16 protein-coding genes are annotated in these 16,239 nt (G+C 63.8%); 7 read left to right on the top strand and 9 right to left on the bottom strand.

From position 1 onward, the window contains the following. Nucleotides 1–204 precede the first annotated feature (204 nt). Nucleotides 205–966 carry a gamma-glutamyl-gamma-aminobutyrate hydrolase family protein gene (locus tag ING15_RS14825; protein WP_206455610.1) on the top strand — a complete coding sequence of 254 codons (762 nt, stop codon included), beginning with the start codon at nt 205–207 and terminating at the stop codon, nt 964–966. 142 nt (nt 967–1,108) lie between these two features. Here ING15_RS14825 and ING15_RS14820 read toward each other — a convergent pair whose 3' ends face one another. The 5 genes from ING15_RS14820 to ING15_RS14800 form a co-directional block, all read right to left on the bottom strand. After that, entirely contained in the window at nt 1,109–2,215 is a 1,107-nt protein-coding gene (locus ING15_RS14820) for a diguanylate cyclase domain-containing protein (protein ID WP_206455609.1), read from the bottom strand. Nucleotides 2,216–2,434: 219 nt separating this feature from the next. Beyond that, on the bottom strand, nt 2,435–3,547 hold the full coding sequence (locus ING15_RS14815) for a nickel/cobalt transporter (RefSeq protein WP_206455608.1): 1,113 nt from the start codon (nt 3,545–3,547) through the stop codon (nt 2,435–2,437). Then, nucleotides 3,529–4,200, bottom strand: coding sequence for a DUF1007 family protein (locus ING15_RS14810; protein ID WP_206455607.1), 672 nt, complete (start codon nt 4,198–4,200; stop codon nt 3,529–3,531). Before ING15_RS14810 ends, ING15_RS14815 begins: the two co-directional genes overlap by 19 nt. Before the next feature lie 83 nt (nt 4,201–4,283). Next, nucleotides 4,284–4,802, bottom strand: a complete 519-nt coding sequence (locus ING15_RS14805; RefSeq protein WP_206455606.1) for a L,D-transpeptidase — start codon at nt 4,800–4,802, stop codon at nt 4,284–4,286. A 63-nt stretch (nt 4,803–4,865) separates the two neighbouring features. Further along, a complete protein-coding gene (locus ING15_RS14800) occupies nt 4,866–5,783 on the bottom strand; it encodes a LysR family transcriptional regulator (protein WP_206455605.1) in 918 nt (305 codons plus the stop codon). 536 nt (nt 5,784–6,319) lie between these two features. On the opposite strand from ING15_RS14800, the gene ING15_RS14795 reads away from it, so the two are divergent. From ING15_RS14795 to ING15_RS14785, 3 genes are all read left to right on the top strand, one after another. Next, nucleotides 6,320–7,453: a type III PLP-dependent enzyme gene (locus tag ING15_RS14795; protein ID WP_206455604.1), complete on the top strand. Its 1,134-nt coding sequence runs from the start codon at nt 6,320–6,322 to the stop codon at nt 7,451–7,453. 138 nt (nt 7,454–7,591) lie between these two features. Continuing rightward, nucleotides 7,592–8,242: a GNAT family N-acetyltransferase gene (locus tag ING15_RS14790; RefSeq protein WP_206455603.1), complete on the top strand. Its 651-nt coding sequence runs from the start codon at nt 7,592–7,594 to the stop codon at nt 8,240–8,242. 125 nt (nt 8,243–8,367) lie between these two features. After that, nucleotides 8,368–10,785: a PAS domain-containing sensor histidine kinase gene (locus ING15_RS14785; protein ID WP_206455602.1), complete on the top strand. Its 2,418-nt coding sequence runs from the start codon at nt 8,368–8,370 to the stop codon at nt 10,783–10,785. 25 nt (nt 10,786–10,810) lie between these two features. On the opposite strand, the gene ING15_RS14780 is transcribed toward ING15_RS14785, so the two are convergent. Both ING15_RS14780 and ING15_RS14775 read right to left on the bottom strand, forming a co-directional pair. Then, entirely contained in the window at nt 10,811–11,788 is a 978-nt protein-coding gene (locus tag ING15_RS14780) for a WD40 repeat domain-containing protein (RefSeq protein ID WP_206455601.1), read from the bottom strand. Beyond that, nucleotides 11,788–12,891 (bottom strand): CobW family GTP-binding protein, encoded by a 1,104-nt coding sequence (locus ING15_RS14775; RefSeq protein WP_206455600.1) that lies wholly within the window; start codon nt 12,889–12,891, stop codon nt 11,788–11,790. The genes ING15_RS14780 and ING15_RS14775 overlap by 1 nt, the downstream gene beginning before the upstream one ends. A 50-nt stretch (nt 12,892–12,941) precedes the next feature. Between ING15_RS14775 and ING15_RS19870 the strand changes: the two genes are divergently transcribed. Further along, the gene (locus ING15_RS19870) at nt 12,942–13,343 is read left to right on the top strand and encodes a BrnT family toxin (RefSeq protein WP_332873836.1); all 402 of its coding nucleotides are present in this window, start codon (nt 12,942–12,944) and stop codon (nt 13,341–13,343) included. Further along, complete coding sequence (locus ING15_RS14765) at nt 13,279–13,557, top strand: BrnA antitoxin family protein (RefSeq protein WP_206455598.1); 279 nt, start codon at nt 13,279–13,281, stop codon at nt 13,555–13,557. Before ING15_RS19870 ends, ING15_RS14765 begins: the two co-directional genes overlap by 65 nt. 36 nt (nt 13,558–13,593) lie before the next feature. Here ING15_RS14765 and ING15_RS19760 read toward each other — a convergent pair whose 3' ends face one another. Then, complete coding sequence (locus ING15_RS19760) at nt 13,594–14,505, bottom strand: hypothetical protein (protein ID WP_206455597.1); 912 nt, start codon at nt 14,503–14,505, stop codon at nt 13,594–13,596. Between the two features lie 206 nt (nt 14,506–14,711). Here ING15_RS19760 and ING15_RS14755 point away from each other — a divergent pair, with 206 nt between their 5' ends. Beyond that, nucleotides 14,712–15,374, top strand: a complete 663-nt coding sequence (locus ING15_RS14755) for a Fe2+-dependent dioxygenase (RefSeq protein ID WP_206455596.1) — start codon at nt 14,712–14,714, stop codon at nt 15,372–15,374. A gap of 20 nt (nt 15,375–15,394) precedes the next feature. Here the strand turns inward: ING15_RS14755 and ING15_RS14750 are convergent, their stop codons facing one another. Further along, complete coding sequence (locus ING15_RS14750; RefSeq protein ID WP_206455595.1) at nt 15,395–16,192, bottom strand: creatininase family protein; 798 nt, start codon at nt 16,190–16,192, stop codon at nt 15,395–15,397. Nucleotides 16,193–16,239 lie beyond the last annotated feature (47 nt).

Raw genomic sequence — 16,239 nt, 5'->3', positions numbered from 1 at the left:
GGAAAACGCTAGAACATCCAGACTTTCAGGTAAAGGAAACTTGGCTCGCAATGTAAATTGAAACAATTACTTATAATAAGCCAGTTGTACGGACATTCTTGCGATCAACTGTTCCACAGGCCAGCCTTGGCATGGCGGATCGACAATCGCGCAGCGGGTTCCTACATCGGCACAGCCAGGAAACGCCGAAGAAAGCCTCCGTCCATGCCCGCCGCTCCGATCCTCGTCGCCGTCCCCGCCGACGTCCGCGACTTCGACAATTACCGCTGGCACGCGACGCCGGACACCTATCTGAAGGCCCTCACGCGGGTTGCCGAAGCTCTGCCGATCATCGTGCCGGCACTGTCGAGCGAGTTTGAGGTCGCGGCGCTGCTCGATCGGGTCGATGGCCTAATGCTGACCGGGTCGGCGTCGAACGTGCATCCAGATCGCTACGGCGTGTCGCCAAGCCGCGCCCACGAACCCTTCGATCCGGACCGCGACCGACTCACCGAGGTGCTGATCCGCGGCGCGATCGATAAAGGCGTACCGTTGCTCTGCATCTGTCGCGGGCATCAGGAACTCAATGTTTCGCTCGGCGGGACTCTGGCGACGGAAATTCACGAGATCGACGGCCGCATGGATCACCGGGCGATGCCGAACAAGGAGCAGCGCGAACGCTTCGCCATCCGTCATCCGGTTGCCGTAACGCCCGGCGGGTTGCTTGCCGGCATTGTCGGAAAGCCTGAAATACAGGTGAACTCCGTGCATCGTCAGGCGATCGACCGCCTTGCCGAGGGCCTGACCGTCGAGGCGACGGCATCCGACGGGACAATCGAGGCGGTCTCCGTCCGGGGTGCCCGCGCCTTCGCCCTCGGCGTCCAATGGCATCCCGAATATTGGGCCGAGACCGACGAGGCGTCGGCCGCGATCTTCAAGGCGTTTGGCAAGGCCAGTCGGGAATATGCCGCTGGCCGTGGCAGATAGGCGGTCATCGCCAACGACGATCGCCGTACGGTCGCGGGTGACAGTGAACCGACATGCTACAATTGCATCGGCGCGATCGGTTCCCCCGCGTTCCAACGCGATGGACGCGCCGGTCGAGGACGACACCTCGGCCTCGGCCGGCTCAATCCAGACGGCCTGTCTCGGCCTGGGCGCGCGCCCGCCGGAAGACCCGGCAATCGGTATCCATCAGCCTGATCGGCGCAGCGGCTCCGGGCGCTGGCGCACAGCCCGAATCCACTCGCATCATGGCCGGGTCGAACATGCGGAACCTGTTTCGCCCCGCGGCCTTGGCGGCATAGAGGGCTGCGTCGGCATGGATGAACAGCTCGGAAGGCGTGCAGGCCTCGACGCGGGCGATGCCAACCGATGCGCCGAGCTTGAGAGAATGGCCGCGACGATCGACGGGCCTGCTGAGACCCTCCACGATTGCCCTTGCGAACTCCTCCATCGCGCGCTGATCGAGATGAGCGCCGAGCAGGATTCCGAACTCATCGCCGCCTATCCGTGCAACTAGCTCCGCTTGGGGACACGCATTCCTAAGCCGCAGGGCGACCTCCTTCAGACACTCGTCTCCGAGCGCGTGACCATAGGTATCATTGACCTGCTTGAACCCGTCAAGATCGACCAGCAGGAGCGCGCCGATCGGGTTGAGGTCGGCATCGGACCCGCCAAGATCTGAGAGCCGTGACTGGAACCGGCTTCGGTTGCACAGCCCGGTCATCACGTCGAACTCCGCCAGATACCGCATCTGGTCCGAGATGATTTTCTCTTCGGTGATATCCTGCTTCATCCCGAAGATCCGGACGGCGACGCCGTCGTCGCACTCGACGGAGGCGGTTATCCGAATCCAGCGAAGCCGACCTTTCGTCGTGGTGATCTCGGCGTCGAGACTGAAGCCGCTGCGCTCCTCGATCGCTCTGCTTCGCAATATCTCGAGCATCTTGCGGGAACTCTGCGGATAACAGTTCAGAATCTCGTTCCGATCGAGCGCACATCCGCGTGGAAGCTCGAAGATGTCGTACACCACGTCCGTCCACACCAACGTATGGGAGGCAAGGTTGTATTCCCAAACTCCGATGCGCGCGGCGGCGGAGGCCCGCTCGAAGATCTTCCGGCTATGTGCGAGGGCGGCAGCCTGCTCTTCGATCAGCAACGCCTGGGCATCCAGCTGGGCCTGCTGGCACGCGATAACAGAGGCACCGCCCTGGGGGAACGATACCGACGTCATGTGGCGCGCCCAGTCACCCTGGATACACTGGAGCCGCGCGGCATATCCGATCCTGCGGGCGCTTTCCGGGTTCTAAGGGCATGGGACATATTCGCGCTTTAAGACCTTCGGAATCATACGTCTTCCGAAAGGTAAGACAGGGACAATTAACACTTGGTATCGACGTATCGCCCGGCGCTGCCGGCTAGCCCAAACGGTCGCGGTACCGGCCGCTTTATTTTATGCTGAAGCCGTCTGCAGCGCGCCGCCGAGCAACAGCAGGCCGACGGTCAGCAAAAACAGAGCGCCGGCGATTTCCACCATGCTCCCGACGGCCCGGCCGAGCGTTCCGCCCCCACTGGCTTTCAACGCGAATCCCTTGGCGAAGACGGCGACGCAGGCAATGAGCGAAACCGTGATCGCGGTTCCGAGCGCCATGGCGAACACCGACAGGATGCCGCCGAGATAAAGGCCGTTGATCAGGGCGAAGGTGAGGACGACGATGGCGCCGGAACAGGGGCGCAGGCCGACGGCGAACACCGCCGCCGCGGCCGAGCCGAGGGTCATCCGCCCGCCGAGGTCTTTCGGGTTAGGGATATGCGTCCGCCCGCAGCCGCAGGTATCGTCATCGTCGGTGCAGGTCCCTGGATTAAATGCTGCCGAAGCAGGCCGCATCAACGGCGCCCCTCCCCCCATGACGCCCGCACCGCCGGGCGCGGCGAAAGCGAGCGCCCCCGTTGCTTCGGGTTGCTTTTTCGCAATGCGCGCCGGCGCGAAGGCCAGCGCTCCGGCTGTGCGTCGCCCACTACTGACCAGACGCAACAGCTTGCGGGTCAAAAGCCACGCACCGAACAGAGCGATCAGGGCATAGGAGGCGATTTCGAGCGCATCGGTCGCGTCGGTCATGGATACCGCGGTGCCGCGCAACACGTACCAGCCGACCCCGACCAGCGCGAGCGCCGACACCGCCTGCAGCAGCGACGACACGAAGGACAACAGGATACCCCGACGCAGCTCCACCTCGTTGGCGAGCATGTAGGACGAGATCACCGCCTTGCCGTGGCCGGGGCCGGCGGCGTGGAATACCCCGTAAGCAAAGGAGAGGCCGACCAGGAACGGCAGCGCCGAGCCATCCTGTTTCAATTGGATCAGGGCCTGACGCAGCGCGGTGAAGAATTCCCGCTGATAGGTGGCGATCTGGGTGAAGATTGGCGCGAAGAGGCCGCCGGATGGTGGTGCGGTTACCTCGGCGCTGCCGATTCCGAGCGAGGACTTGGCGAGAGCCGGTTCGGCGATGAGCGCGGCCGCGACAACAAGCACGGTGCCGAGGCCAATCAGCTCGCGGGCGCGCATGTCACCTCCAGCCGTGCCGCCAGGACCTTGGAATAGTTGACGCCGTCGTCGGGAATGGTTTCGTCCGGTGCCAGCGTGGCAACCGACGCCAGCCACTGCTTGGCGGCTTCGTCCTCGTCCGGCACGAGGAATTCCTTCACGCAGCTCTTCGGCATATCGACCAGTTGGAAGTCGCTTTCACTGGTAAAGTCGAAGGCGACGAAGAAGGTTTCGTCGAAGTTGGAAACCGCCAGCTTGTCCTTGGCGAGGTCGACCGGTTCGCCGGCCTTCATCTCGAAGAACATCAAAAGCTGGTTGTTCTCCCAAAGCACGAGGACTTCGTCCGGCGGCGCCATCGTCACCTCGCGTCCACCGGCTTCCACGAAAGTGTAAAAATTCCATTCGGCGATCGATTCCTTGACCGTCGCTCCGACCTCGGCGAGTTCGTCGTCGTCGAGCGTGCCATTGGCGTTCTTGTCAAAATCGACGATCACCGAAGACGAAAACAGCTCATCCATGCGCCAAATGTTGCGGACCGCCGCGAGCTTGCCGTCCGGGGCGCCGACGATCTCGACCTTGGCCTCGGCGAAGACGTGCGGATGCGCTGAGGCTACCCCGACCGTGAACAGGACCGCGACAAGACCCAGCGCGCCTGCCGTTACCCGATGATGCAAGGCCGTTCCCCTCCAAAGCTGCCGAACTTCAAAACAGCATAAGAATGGCCGAAGTTTGAACGAAGCGCTTGTTTCGTCACCGGTCAGCGTAGAACGAGGACCTGTGCGCCGATATTCACCCGCTCGAACAGATCCTTGACGTCGGCATTGCGCATCCGGAAGCAGCCGGCGGACGCGGCGCTGCCGATCGAGTTCGGCGAGTTGGTGCCGTGGATGCGATAGGCGCCCCAGCCAAGGTTCAACGCCCGCTCGCCCAGCGGATTCTTCGGCCCGGGCCCCACCGATCGGGGCAGGCTGGGGTTCTTTTCCCGCATCGACGGCGTCGGCGTCCAGGTGGGATTGTCGCGCTTTTTCGAGATCCAGCTCTTGCCGAACCACTGCTCGCTCGGCTTGCCGACGGCGATGTCGTATTCCAGCGCCTTACCCTGCCCCGTCAGCAGATAAAGCTTACGCTCGCCAGTCTCGATGACGATCGTGCCAGGATCGGCCTCGGCGGCATACGGCATTTCGGAACGCGCGACGGCCGGCACGGCCTGCTCGTGGGCGGCGGCGGGAGCGGCGGCGAAGAGAGCCAGCGCGGCGAGGAATGATCGACTCAACATGCAGCTAGCCTACCGCAGGTCTGCTAAGGTTGGGTAAAAGCTGCGGGCGCCGGCTGGCTCGCCTCAACCGCCGTTCCGCCGCTTCGAATCGCACTTCTTGAACCAGTCCGCCAGATAGTCGACGAACAGCCGCACCCGCGCCGGCAGGTGGCGGCGATGGGGGAAAACCGCATAGATTCCCGCTTCGCTCGGCATGTAGTCGTCGAGCACCGTCACCAGTTTTCCCGCCTCGATGTCCTTGCGGATGACGAAGCTGGGACTCAGCGCCAGGCCGAGGCCGGCGATCGCCGCCGCACGGACGGTGACCGGGCTGTTGGCGGTGAATTTTCCCGAGACGGTGACCGGGATCGTCTCCTTGGTTTCCGGGTCGCGGAAGATCCAATTGGAGAACATCCGCGAATTGGAATCGATCACCGCCGGAAAGCCGGCGATCTGCGAGGGATGGGTCGGCCGCCCCAGCCGCTTCAACAGATCCGGACTGCCGACGATCGCGAAGTCGAGCGAGGCCAACCGGCGGGCGATCATCGCCGAATCAGCCAGCCGCGTCATGCGGATCGCGACGTCGAAGCCCTCCTCGACCAGATTGACGAAATTGTCGTCGAGATGAATGTCGAGGCCGATGTCGGGGTGATCCTCGGCGAAGTCGACGAGGCTGAGACCGAGTTCGGCGTCGCCGAAGGTTCGGGCCGCCGACACGCGGATCGTGCCCTTTGCCTCGCCCGTCGCCTCGCGCGCCTCCTCGTTGAGGCTTTCCAGATCGGCGAGGATTCCGGAGGCGCGCGCCAGATAGACCTCGCCGGCCGCCGTCAGGGCGATTTGCCGGGTGGTACGGTTGATCAGGAGGACACCGAGCTCGTCCTCCAGTTCGCGCACATATTTCGACAGAAGCGCCTTGGAGCGTCCGGTCTTGCGGGCCGCCGCGGAGAATCCTTGATTTTCGATGACGGCGATGAAGGCGCGCATCCGGGTCAGCGTATCCATTCGGGCACCTTGCTCCAGGCTTTCAATTGTCGTCGTCAACCGGCCGACGCCATCCTTCCTCCGACGGGAAAGATGAAAAATCAATCGCGACGACAATTTCCACTTGTTTGTGACGGGTCGCCGGCATACATCGCGTCTCGCCCCAAGTCGCACGTGCCTGTGGGCGTCCCCCGGTCCTCAAATGCGAGGGTTGCCGGGCCGGTACCTGGACGTAACACATCCAGTCGGTTTTGCGAGCTTCGCGAGATCGAGGACGCCTTGAAGCAACGACGGTCCGGGCCTTTCTGGTCTCTCCTGGTCTCCAAAGCCGGGAATACTGAAGAGGCACACCATCTTTGCCTGAAGTGCGGCGGGTCCAAGCCCACCAAGCCATGGCAGACTGATTACCGGAGACGGACGTTCCGCGTTCGCATCCGGCCATCGTCGCGTCTCGCAAGAGGCCGTTCGGAGGGTCGCTATCGGCTGTCCGCGGCAATCTTGCAGTCGCTCCTCGTCGATTTTCCGGTCCCAATGGATCGGGTCAATGGGAGTGCCCAATGGCCACGCAGCGCATCCTCGATTTCCTCGCCACCCGACGACCAGACGGCCCCTGCCTCGTCGTCGACCTCGACATCGTCGAGGACAATTTCAACGCCTTCCGCAAGGCACTGCCCGATTCGGCGATCTTCTACGCCGTCAAGGCCAATCCGGCACCGGAAGTCCTGCGCCTGCTCGCGTCGCTCGGCTCCAGCTTCGACTGCGCCTCGGTCGCCGAGGTGGAGATGGCGCTCGAGGCCGGTGCGACGGCCAAACGCATCTCCTACGGCAACACCATCAAGAAGGAGCGCGACATCGCCCGCGCCCACGCACTCGGCGTGTCCCTCTTCGCGGTCGATTGCGTCGAGGAGGTCGAGAAGGTGGCCCGCGCCGCGCCCGGCGCCCGCGTGTTCTGCCGCGTCCTGACCGATGGCGAGGGTGCCGAGTGGCCGCTGTCGCGCAAGTTCGGCTGCGTGCCGACGATGGCGATTGACGTGCTGATGCATGCCGACGCGCTCGGCCTCACCGCCACCGGCGTCTCCTTCCATGTCGGTTCGCAGCAGACCGACACGCAGGCTTGGGACGCGGCGATCGCCGACGCGAAATACGTCTTCGAGGCGCTGGCCGAAAAGGGCATCGTGCTGACGCTCGTTAATATGGGCGGCGGCTTTCCGACCCGCTATTTGAAGGATGTTCCGGCCGCGAGCGCCTATGGCAAGGCGATCTTCGCCAGCCTGCGTAAGCATTTCGGCAACCGGTTGCCGGAGACGATCATCGAGCCCGGCCGTGGCATGGTCGGCGACGCCGGCGTCATCAAGGCGGAGGTCGTGCTGGTGTCGAAGAAGTCGGCTGAAGACGCCAATCGCTGGGTCTATCTCGACATCGGCAAGTTCGGTGGTCTCGCCGAGACCATGGACGAGGCGATCCGCTACCCGATGGTCACGAAGCATGACGGCGAGCGGACGGAACCGTGCGTTGTCGCCGGTCCGACCTGCGATTCGGCGGATGTGCTCTACGAAAAGACGCCCTACCCGCTGCCGATCTCGCTGACGGTGGGCGACGAGGTGCTGATCGAGGGCACCGGCGCCTATACGACCACCTACGCCTCGGTTGCCTTCAACGGCATCGAGCCGTTGCGCGCCTACGTGATCTGAGGCGCCGTATGAAGGTCCGATTGCGACGAAGACACCTGCGAACCTGACGCCCGGCGCGGTTGCCCCGGGCGTTTCACCCGCGCGCCGCGGCATCGTCCGGCCGCTCCCTTCCGCCTCCTATCGATCCGAGGGGGTTTCATGTCCGCATTTCTTCATATCTCGGCCTTGGAGGCCGCCGCGCCGCTGTTCTCGATCGTTCCGGAAACGAAGCGTGATGTCGCCGAGCGCGAAGCCCTCCTTGACGCGGTCATGGGGCTCGGTCGCACGCGCAAGACTTCCGAGGCGATCCGGCGCGGCCGGAGACCAGCGGAAGGGCTCGCTTTTTCGGCCGGCGCGGCGGACGGCAGACTGATCGGGACCGTGCGCCTGTGGAACATCACCGCCGGCCGCTGCGGCGCGACCGAGACCCCCGCGCTGCTCCTCGGCCCACTCGCCGTCGATCCCAGCATGCACAAGGCGGGCGTCGGCGGCGCGTTGATGCGCCATGCAATTGGCGAGGCGGCGCGCCTTGGTCATGGCGCCATCCTGCTTGTCGGTGACCCCGAGTATTATGGTCGCTTCGGCTTTTCGAGCGCGGCCACCGCGAATCTCTCCATGCCGGGGCCGTTCGAGCCACACCGGTTGCTGGCTCTGGAAATCGCGCTGGGATATCTTGCTGGCGCCACTGGAACATTGGCGCCAACAAGCCGGAGGCAGCCTTCTGTAATTACTGGCGATACCGCCGGGCACCACCGCTTCGCGGCGGCCTGTCAACACCGCGAAATACCCTCAATAGTCATTCAAAATTAATAGCTTGCGTGTGGCGCCCTTGTTCCCCCGCGCATGAAATGGCATAGGCAACGATCAGGGAACATCGATAAGGGTTTGGGGGCGGGGACGCGCGACTTCCTTGACCTGGCAGGGGACGGATCCGGATGGAACTGGCCAAGGACGACCGGCTGGCCTCGGCCCTCGCGGAGAACGCCACGCTACGTCGACGGTTGTCGGAGCTGGAAGCCGCCGGCGACGACGCTGCGACCCGGCTCGACACTGCGGCGGAAGAGATCGCGGGCCTGAAAAAGGCCTTGCACCAAACCGAATCTCGCTATCGCCTCATCGTCGAGAGCGCCGTCGACTACGCCATCATCGCGGCCGATCTCGACGGCGTTGTGACGACCTGGAACGACGCCGCGGAAGCGGTTCTTGGGTGGTCGGAGCGCCAGATCGTCGGCCGGCCGATCGCAACGATTTTCACCCCCGAGGACGTCGAGGCCGGCATTCCCGAACGCGAAATGCGTCTTTCGTTGAGCATGGGTAAGGCGAGCGACGAGCGCTGGCACCTCAAGGCCGACGGTTCGCGCTTCTTCGCGAGCGGGGAGATGATGCCGCTGCTGGGGGACGACGAGAAGCCGGCTGGCGTCCTCAAGATTCTACGGGACCGGACCCGCGAGCGCAAGGAGCGTGAGGAACTGGCGGCCAGCCAGGAGCGGCTGCACCTCGCGCTCGAGGTGTCGGAACTAATCGGAACCTGGGATTGGGATATTCCGGGCGACAGTGTCTATGTCGATGCGCATTTTGCGCGCCTGTTCGGCGTCGACCCGGCTCTCGCCGACAAGGGCGTGCCAATCGAGACGTTTCTACGCGGCATTCATCCGGACGATCTCGACCGAGTCAGTGCGACGATCAAAACCGCCGCCGAGACAGCGTCGCCCTATGCTCAGGAGTACCGGACTGTCGATGTCGATGGCGCGGTTCACTGGATATTCGCGAAGGGTCGTTGCTTCCACGATAGCGCTGGAAAGCCGCTGCGCTTTCCCGGTGCGATCGTCGATCGCACCGCCGAGCGGGCGCGTGAGGCGCGGCAGGCAGCGCTTTTGCGGCTCGGCGATGAGTTCATTCTCGGCGAGGCGCAGGCCAGCCACACCACCAAGGCGCTTCGGATTCTCGGTGAAACACTCAGCATTGCCCGGGTCGGCTACGCCAGCGTCGACGCTGCCGAGACGGCCGCGACGATCTCCAGCGAATGGACGGCGGACAGCGCGAAGCCGCTGTCTGGCACTTTTCCACTCGCACGCTTTGGACCTGATTTTGTAGAGAAATTGCGTTCCGGCCTGCTCGTCATTGAGAACACAGACGAGCATGCCGCCTCGCCGGCGATCAAGGAGGCCTGGTCGGAAATCGGAATCGGCGCGCTCGTCAATTTGACCGTCGTCGAAGCAGACCGGGTTCGGGTCATCCTCTACCTGCACGCCGCCGAGCCTCGGCAGTGGAGTGATGAGGAGATCGCCTTCGTGCGCGATGTCCTGAATAGATCCTGGGCCTTCACTCAGCGCCGACAAACCGAACAGGCCCTCATCGAGGCGGAGCGACGGCTTCGTCTGGCCCAGGAATCGGCTGCGATCGGCACTTTCGATTATGATCTGCGAACCGGCGTGCTCTTATGGGACGATCGTGCACGCGCGCTGTTCGGCCTGCGGGCTGGGGTGCCTGTCAGTTACGAAGATACCTTCCTGCCTGGATTGCATGCCGATGACCATGAACGGGTCGCGGCCGCCATAACCGCCGCGCTCGATTCCACATCCAGCAGCGAATACGATATCGTCTATCGCGCCGTCGGGCTTGAGGACGGTGTCACCCGCCACATCCATTCGAGCGGCCAGACGTTGGTCGAGGACGGGCAAACCATCCGCTTCGTCGGGGCGATGCGGGACGTGACGGAGCAGAAAGAATCGGAAGAGCGCCAGCAAATGCTGACGCGAGAGCTCCAGCACCGCGTCAAGAACACGCTCGCCATGGTCAATGCCCTCGCCAACCAGACGCTGCGCCGGGCAAGCAACGTTCAGGAAGGCCTCGCCGCCTTTTCCGCGCGGCTGATCGCACTCGGCAAAGCGCACGACATCCTCACTCAGACGAGTTGGACGTCGGCGCCGATAGCGGCAATCGTCACCAATTCCCTGGAAACGCATTGGCTGCGGGATGAATCGCGTGTGGCGTCGTCCGGCCCGGATCTTCGCTTGAACGCCCGGCAGAGCCTCGCGCTGGCGCTCGGCCTGCACGAACTCGCCACCAACGCCACCAAATATGGCGCCCTGTCGAACGATACCGGCCAGGTGACGATCGAATGGGGGCTCGTGGCGGCCAAGGGCACGCGACAGCTGACGTTCACCTGGCGTGAGACGGGCGGTCCGCCGGTCGAAGCGCCGGCGGCACGGGGCTTCGGCTCACGCCTAATCGAACAGGCGATGGCCGCCGAGTTCGGCGGCGAGGTCAAGATCGACTACCGCCCGGAAGGGCTCGTCTGTACGATCGAGGCGGCGGTGACGGAGGAGCCGGCCGAGGACGAGCAGGTGTAAGCCCGTAAAGCGTCTACCTTCGGTATCACCCCGCGATATCGATCACGCCTGCCTCGCCGGATTCCGAGCCGAAGGCGAGCAGGCGGCCCTCGCCGCTCCAGGCCATCGTCCTCACCGGGCTCGCCCCGCCCCGCCTGAGCAGCGCTTCCTTGGAATCGGCGAAGCGCACGGCCAGAATCATCCCGTCGCCATAGCCGATCGCCAACATGTCCTCGGCCGGATGACAGGCGACCGCGGTGACCATCGTGTCGCCGCGTGTGCCCAGTTCTAGCGGCGCCTTGCCCATCGGCCCGTCCTTGCCGGAGAACGGCCACAGGATCGCCGCCGGCGCGCCGGAAGTCGCCAGGAACTTGCCCTTGGCCGACCAGGACCAATCCTTCACCTTGGCCGGATAACCGGTCATCTTCATGTGCTTGCCGTCGTCGATCCGCCAGCCATGCAGGGCGTTTTCCTGCATGACCGTTACGAGGAAGCGCCCGTCGGGCGAGAAATCGATGCCGAGATGCGCGCCCTTCCAGTCGAGCGTGGCCGGCGCGGCGTCGGTCGCGGGAAAGAATAGCGACGCACCATCGTAGCGGGCGGTCGCCGCGCGGATGCCTTTCGGGGCGAAGGCGATATCCTCGACCGTGCGCTCGTGGCCGATTTCCTTGAGCGCGCCGCCGCTGAGCCGGACATAGGCGGTCTTGCCCGAGGCGAAACCCACCGTATCCCTTGGGCCGCCGGCAACGGAAGCTATCCATTTGCGGCCGATCGAGGCGATCTCGGTCGCCGCGCCGCCGCCGTCCACCGACACCACACGGCCGTCCTCGCCGCCGGTCAGAAGGCGCCGGCCGTGCGGATCGTAGCAGGCCGACAGGAGACCGCCCGGGTGCGCCTCGACAACCCGCTCGCCGCCCGCCGGAAAGCGCACGGTACCATCGGCGACCGCGAAGACCGGCTGCCCCTTCAGGAAAACCGCAGTCTCGACGAAATCCGGAAATTCATAAGCCGCGATCGACGGCATCAGGCATTTTCCCGCTGGCGTGCCGCGCAAGCGTCGAACTCGGCCGACAATTCCTCGGCGTCGAGCTCGCGGCCGATAAACACCAGCCGGCTCTCGTGCTTTTCGTCGGCGCGCCATGGCCTTTGGTGATCGCCCTCGACGATCATGTGGACACCCTGGACGACATAGCGGTCCGGATCGCCAGCAAAGGCGATGATGCCCTTGAGGCGCAGGATGTTAGGCCCCTGCTCCTGGGTCAGTGCCTGAATCCAGGAAAAGAATTTCTCGCTGTCCAGTTCGCCGCCGCGCAGCGACACGGATTTCACCGTCACGTCGTGCAGGGGCGAAGCCGCGTCGTGGTCGTCGTGATGCGCATGGTCGTCATGGTCATGGCCGTGGTGATGGTGATCATGGTCGCAGTCCTGGCCGCAGGTGTGCTCGTCATGGGCCTCTTCCGCGCCGCTGAGAAAATCGGGATCGTCGTCGAGCACGCGTTTCAAATCGAAGGCGCCCTGCCCGAGCACCCGTTTCAGGTCGATGCCAGCCCGCTCGGTGCGATGGATCACGGCGGTCGGATTGATCGCACGGACCGTCGCCTCGACCACCGCCAGTTGCTCTGGCGTGACGAGATCGATCTTGTTGAGCAGCACCACGTCGGCAAAGGCGATCTGGTCCTCGGCCTCGCGACTGTCCTTGAGGCGCAGCGGCAGATGCTTGGCGTCCACCAACGCGACGACGGCATCCAGTTTGGTCTTGGCGCGCACGTCCTCGTCCATGAAGAAGGTCTGCGCCACCGGCACCGGGTCGGCAAGACCCGTCGTCTCGATAATGATCGCGTCGAAGCGGCCCTTGCGACGGGTCAGCCCTTCGACGACGCGCACCAGATCGCCGCGCACCGTGCAGCAGACGCAGCCATTGTTCATCTCGTAGATCTCTTCGTCGGATTCGACGATGAGGTCGTTGTCGATGCCGATCTCGCCGAACTCGTTGACGATTACCGCGAATTTGCGGCCGTGATCCTCCGACAGGATGCGGTTGAGCAGCGTCGTCTTGCCGGATCCTAGATAGCCGGTGAGGACGGTGACGGGGATCTGCGCGTCGGCTTGGCTGGCGGTATCGGACATCAAACTCTCCTGCTTGGATCGGCCAACGATATAGGCAAGTCCGATCGCGAATGCACGGTGTTGCATCGCATATTCGAATTGTATATACAGGTCATGGGCAAAAGCTTTTTAAGCCCGCACGACATTGCCGAATATTCATGAGGTCACCGATGGAGTTTGAATGGAATGAGGAAAAACGACAGCAAGTGCTTCGCGAGCGCGGTGTCGACATGGTGCGCGCGGCCAGGATTTTCGAAGGCTTCTGCGCTCAAAAAGAAGATCGTCGCGAAGAGTACGGAGAGGAGCGTTTCGTCGCGATCGGCCTCGTCGAAGACGAATGCTTCGTGGTGGTTTGGACTCCCCGCGGGAACAAACGCCGTCTGATCACGGCATGGAAAGGTGGTCGCGATGAGCGACAAAACTATGAAGACAGCCACGCTGGAGGAAATCCGCGAAATGGATCGCCGGGGTGAACTGTATCACAATCCCGACGCCCCTGAAGGTCCCAGCCTCGGCGCGGATTTCTGGAAGGACGCCGAACTCGTCTATCCCGAGGCCAAGACGCCGATCAGCCTGCGCGTCGACAAGGACGTGCTCGACTGGTTCAAGGCCGAGGGCCCTGGGTATCAGACCCGCATGAACGCGGTCCTGCGAAGCTTCATGGAGGCAACCCGGCGGAATGCGTAGTTTATGGGGCCGGCGGCATGACCGGCCCCATAACGCCTAGAGGTTGGACGTCGCCAATTCCGCCCTGGCGACGGCCGCACTGAGTTCGCCGGCGTCGACCAGTCCCCCGGCGGGCGGCGTCGCTGTGGGAAGGGCCTTCTTCAGCGTTTGCACGGCACCGTGGAATGCCTCGGTCGCTTCAGCGGAAATCTCCGCCCCGGACAGCCCGTTGAGGACGGCGTCGGCCGCTAGCACGAAGCCATAGGCATCCTGGTATTCGACCAGTTTCTCGACCTTGCCGTCCTTGACGCCCTGTTCATATTCCTGCGCCGCTTCGCGCAACAGCAGGACGAGGCCGCGCGCCTTTGCCGACGCATCGAGACCATCGGCGGCTCGGTCGATCGCCTGATGAGCCTCGGTCATCTTCGCCGAGACCTCCGAGGCGTTCGCCGGATCGCCGCCCCCAATCGCCGCGAGAAGCTCTTCGAATTCCGGGACGCTGCGGGCATCGAGCGCCGCTTCGAGGGGCTCATAATGCTCCACCAGCGGATGCATCAGATGCGGGGTGGCCATGTCCGGTTCGCCCGCATCCAGCAACGCTTGGGCTGTCAGGAGGTGGCCGCGCATCATCAAAAGTTCGGCGAAATAGGCTGCGTCGTCGGTCGCAGGATCAGCAGACGCGCCACCTTCACCACCTTCGCCCCCTTCACCTCCTTCGCTGGGCTTGCCGCCTTCGCTGGTGGGGCTCGCCTCGCCACTTTCGCCGGCTTCGCCCGTTTCCGCGGCGTGTCCCGCCTCTCCGGACTCCCCGGCTTCGGCGATCAGATAGGCGCTTTCGGCCTGCGCCTCTCCGGCATAAATTCGCGGACCGGCGTCCACCAGTTCACCCGTTGCCGTCCCGGCCGAGGCCGCGGATCCGGCCAACACGAAAGCCCCGACCCCCATCCAGATTTTGCGACGATGATTCATACTTGCTCCTTCAATCTTGGGATCGAGCATGCGAAAGTGTTGCTCGACCACTCTTCCCGTGCCACAAGACGAACTTCCACGTCTATAGGGAAATATTATAATTTTTAAGGAAATCATTCTTTAGAACAAATCTAATTTTCTGATTAGAACCATTCAAAAGAAAGATAACCTGACGGAATTTGCAGTATTAAAGCAAGGAATTCTAAATGTATTTGGTAATCGGCGACGTTGTGAGCCAGGACGAGGTAAAGAATGCGCGCGCTGTGCTCGACGCGGCCCAGTTCGTGGACGGCCGCGCCACCGCTGGGTGGCATGCCCGCGCGGTCAAGAACAATCTCCAGGCGGGGCGCGGCGACAACGGGGTCGACGCCCTGCGCGCGACGCTTGCCAAACGCATCGAGGACAACGCCCTGTTCCGCATGTTCGCTCGGCCGAGCCGGCTGACGCCCCTGATCCTCTCCCGCTACGAGCCAGGCATGGCCTATGGCAGTCATGTCGACGACGCGATGATCGGGGGCATCAGGACCGATATCTCCTTCACGCTGTTCCTCGATGACCCTGAGACATACGATGGCGGCGCGCTGATCATCGAAACCACCGCCGGCGAGGAAGAGGTCAAGCTGGAACCCGGCCAATTGGTCGCCTACCCCTCGACCACCCTTCACCGTGTCGACCCGGTCACGCGTGGGACGCGCCGGGTGGCCGTTGGCTGGGCGCGCAGTCAGGTCCGGCATGCGGAACAGCGGGAAATCCTGTTCGATCTCGATACCACCGTGGAGGAACTGCGGCACGCGGCCGTCCCACGGCAAACCCTCGACCGGGTGATGAAGACGCGATCGAACCTCTTGCGGCTATGGATGGATTCCTGACGGCTACCGCCATTCGGCCGTCACGGATCGCGCAACCGCAACAGTTCGAAGGCTAGCACGTCATCGAGGAATTCCAAGAATGCCTTTGCCTGATAGGCAGCGATCGCCGCGCCGATCGCCGCCGTGGCCAGTGCGGCGTTGCCGACGACGCCCGCCGGATTGAGGTCCTCGGCCATCCAGCCGAAACCGAGCCGGCCATGCGCCCTGAGCCGCTTCGCCGAGCCGTCGAGATCGCTCTGCAAGGAGGCGAAATTGCGCACCGCGCCGGTCCGCACGAGGTCCGGACGGAAATGCAGCATCAGCGACGTCTCGACCGCACCGCCATGAATGCCGGTGGCGATCTCCTCTTTCGGCAGCAAGCCGTCTGGGATGCCGAAGCGCAGCCACGAACAGGTCGCGGCCAGCACACCATGCGCCTTGCGCAGTTCCAACGCGGCGGTGTCCATGACCGGCGTGTTGCCGCCATGGGCATTGACGATGACGAGACGGCGAAAGCCGTTGGCCGCGAGCCCCTCGCCGATCTCGATCAGCGCCGCAGTCGCCGTCCGCCAGTCATGGCTGAGCGTACCGGCAAGCCGCGCATGTTCGGTGGACTTGCCGATCCGCACCGTCGGCAGAAACGTCACGGGGCGCGCCACCGGCAGTATCGCCAGAACCGTCTCGACCATCGCATCGGCCAGCATCGCATCGGTGCCGAGCGGCAGATGCGGCCCATGCTGCTCCACGGCGGCGATGGGAACGACCGCGACAGCCGCGTCCAGCCTTAAACGCTCGGCAGCGAGTTCCTCGCTCGTCATCTCCTCGTAGCGTGGCCGCATGGTCGATCCTCGTGATGAGCCTGACTTATCTGGTTCGTGACGATGTT

Origin of the sequence: Aurantimonas marina, from assembly GCF_017183135.1 — a bacterium.
GTDB lineage: Bacteria > Pseudomonadota > Alphaproteobacteria > Rhizobiales > Rhizobiaceae > Aurantimonas > Aurantimonas marina.
This window is presented reverse-complemented; position numbering and strand designations above follow the sequence as displayed.

Excerpts from the sequence above, each read along its gene's own strand:
- ING15_RS14825 (WP_206455610.1), top strand. The coding sequence starts at position 205 with ATGCCCGCCGCTCCGATCCTCGTCGCCGTCCCCGCCGACGTCCGCGAC.
- ING15_RS14820 (WP_206455609.1), bottom strand. The coding sequence starts at position 2,215 with ATGACGTCGGTATCGTTCCCCCAGGGCGGTGCCTCTGTTATCGCGTGC.
- ING15_RS14815 (WP_206455608.1), bottom strand. The coding sequence starts at position 3,547 with ATGCGCGCCCGCGAGCTGATTGGCCTCGGCACCGTGCTTGTTGTCGCG.
- ING15_RS14805 (WP_206455606.1), bottom strand. The coding sequence starts at position 4,802 with ATGTTGAGTCGATCATTCCTCGCCGCGCTGGCTCTCTTCGCCGCCGCT.
- ING15_RS14800 (WP_206455605.1), bottom strand. The coding sequence starts at position 5,783 with ATGGATACGCTGACCCGGATGCGCGCCTTCATCGCCGTCATCGAAAAT.
- ING15_RS14795 (WP_206455604.1), top strand. The coding sequence starts at position 6,320 with ATGGCCACGCAGCGCATCCTCGATTTCCTCGCCACCCGACGACCAGAC.
- ING15_RS14790 (WP_206455603.1), top strand. The coding sequence starts at position 7,592 with ATGTCCGCATTTCTTCATATCTCGGCCTTGGAGGCCGCCGCGCCGCTG.
- ING15_RS14785 (WP_206455602.1), top strand. The coding sequence starts at position 8,368 with ATGGAACTGGCCAAGGACGACCGGCTGGCCTCGGCCCTCGCGGAGAAC.
- ING15_RS14780 (WP_206455601.1), bottom strand. The coding sequence starts at position 11,788 with ATGCCGTCGATCGCGGCTTATGAATTTCCGGATTTCGTCGAGACTGCG.
- ING15_RS14775 (WP_206455600.1), bottom strand. The coding sequence starts at position 12,891 with ATGTCCGATACCGCCAGCCAAGCCGACGCGCAGATCCCCGTCACCGTC.
- ING15_RS19870 (WP_332873836.1), top strand. The coding sequence starts at position 12,942 with ATGCACGGTGTTGCATCGCATATTCGAATTGTATATACAGGTCATGGG.
- ING15_RS14765 (WP_206455598.1), top strand. The coding sequence starts at position 13,279 with ATGAGCGACAAAACTATGAAGACAGCCACGCTGGAGGAAATCCGCGAA.
- ING15_RS19760 (WP_206455597.1), bottom strand. The coding sequence starts at position 14,505 with ATGAATCATCGTCGCAAAATCTGGATGGGGGTCGGGGCTTTCGTGTTG.
- ING15_RS14755 (WP_206455596.1), top strand. The coding sequence starts at position 14,712 with ATGTATTTGGTAATCGGCGACGTTGTGAGCCAGGACGAGGTAAAGAAT.
- ING15_RS14750 (WP_206455595.1), bottom strand. The coding sequence starts at position 16,192 with ATGCGGCCACGCTACGAGGAGATGACGAGCGAGGAACTCGCTGCCGAG.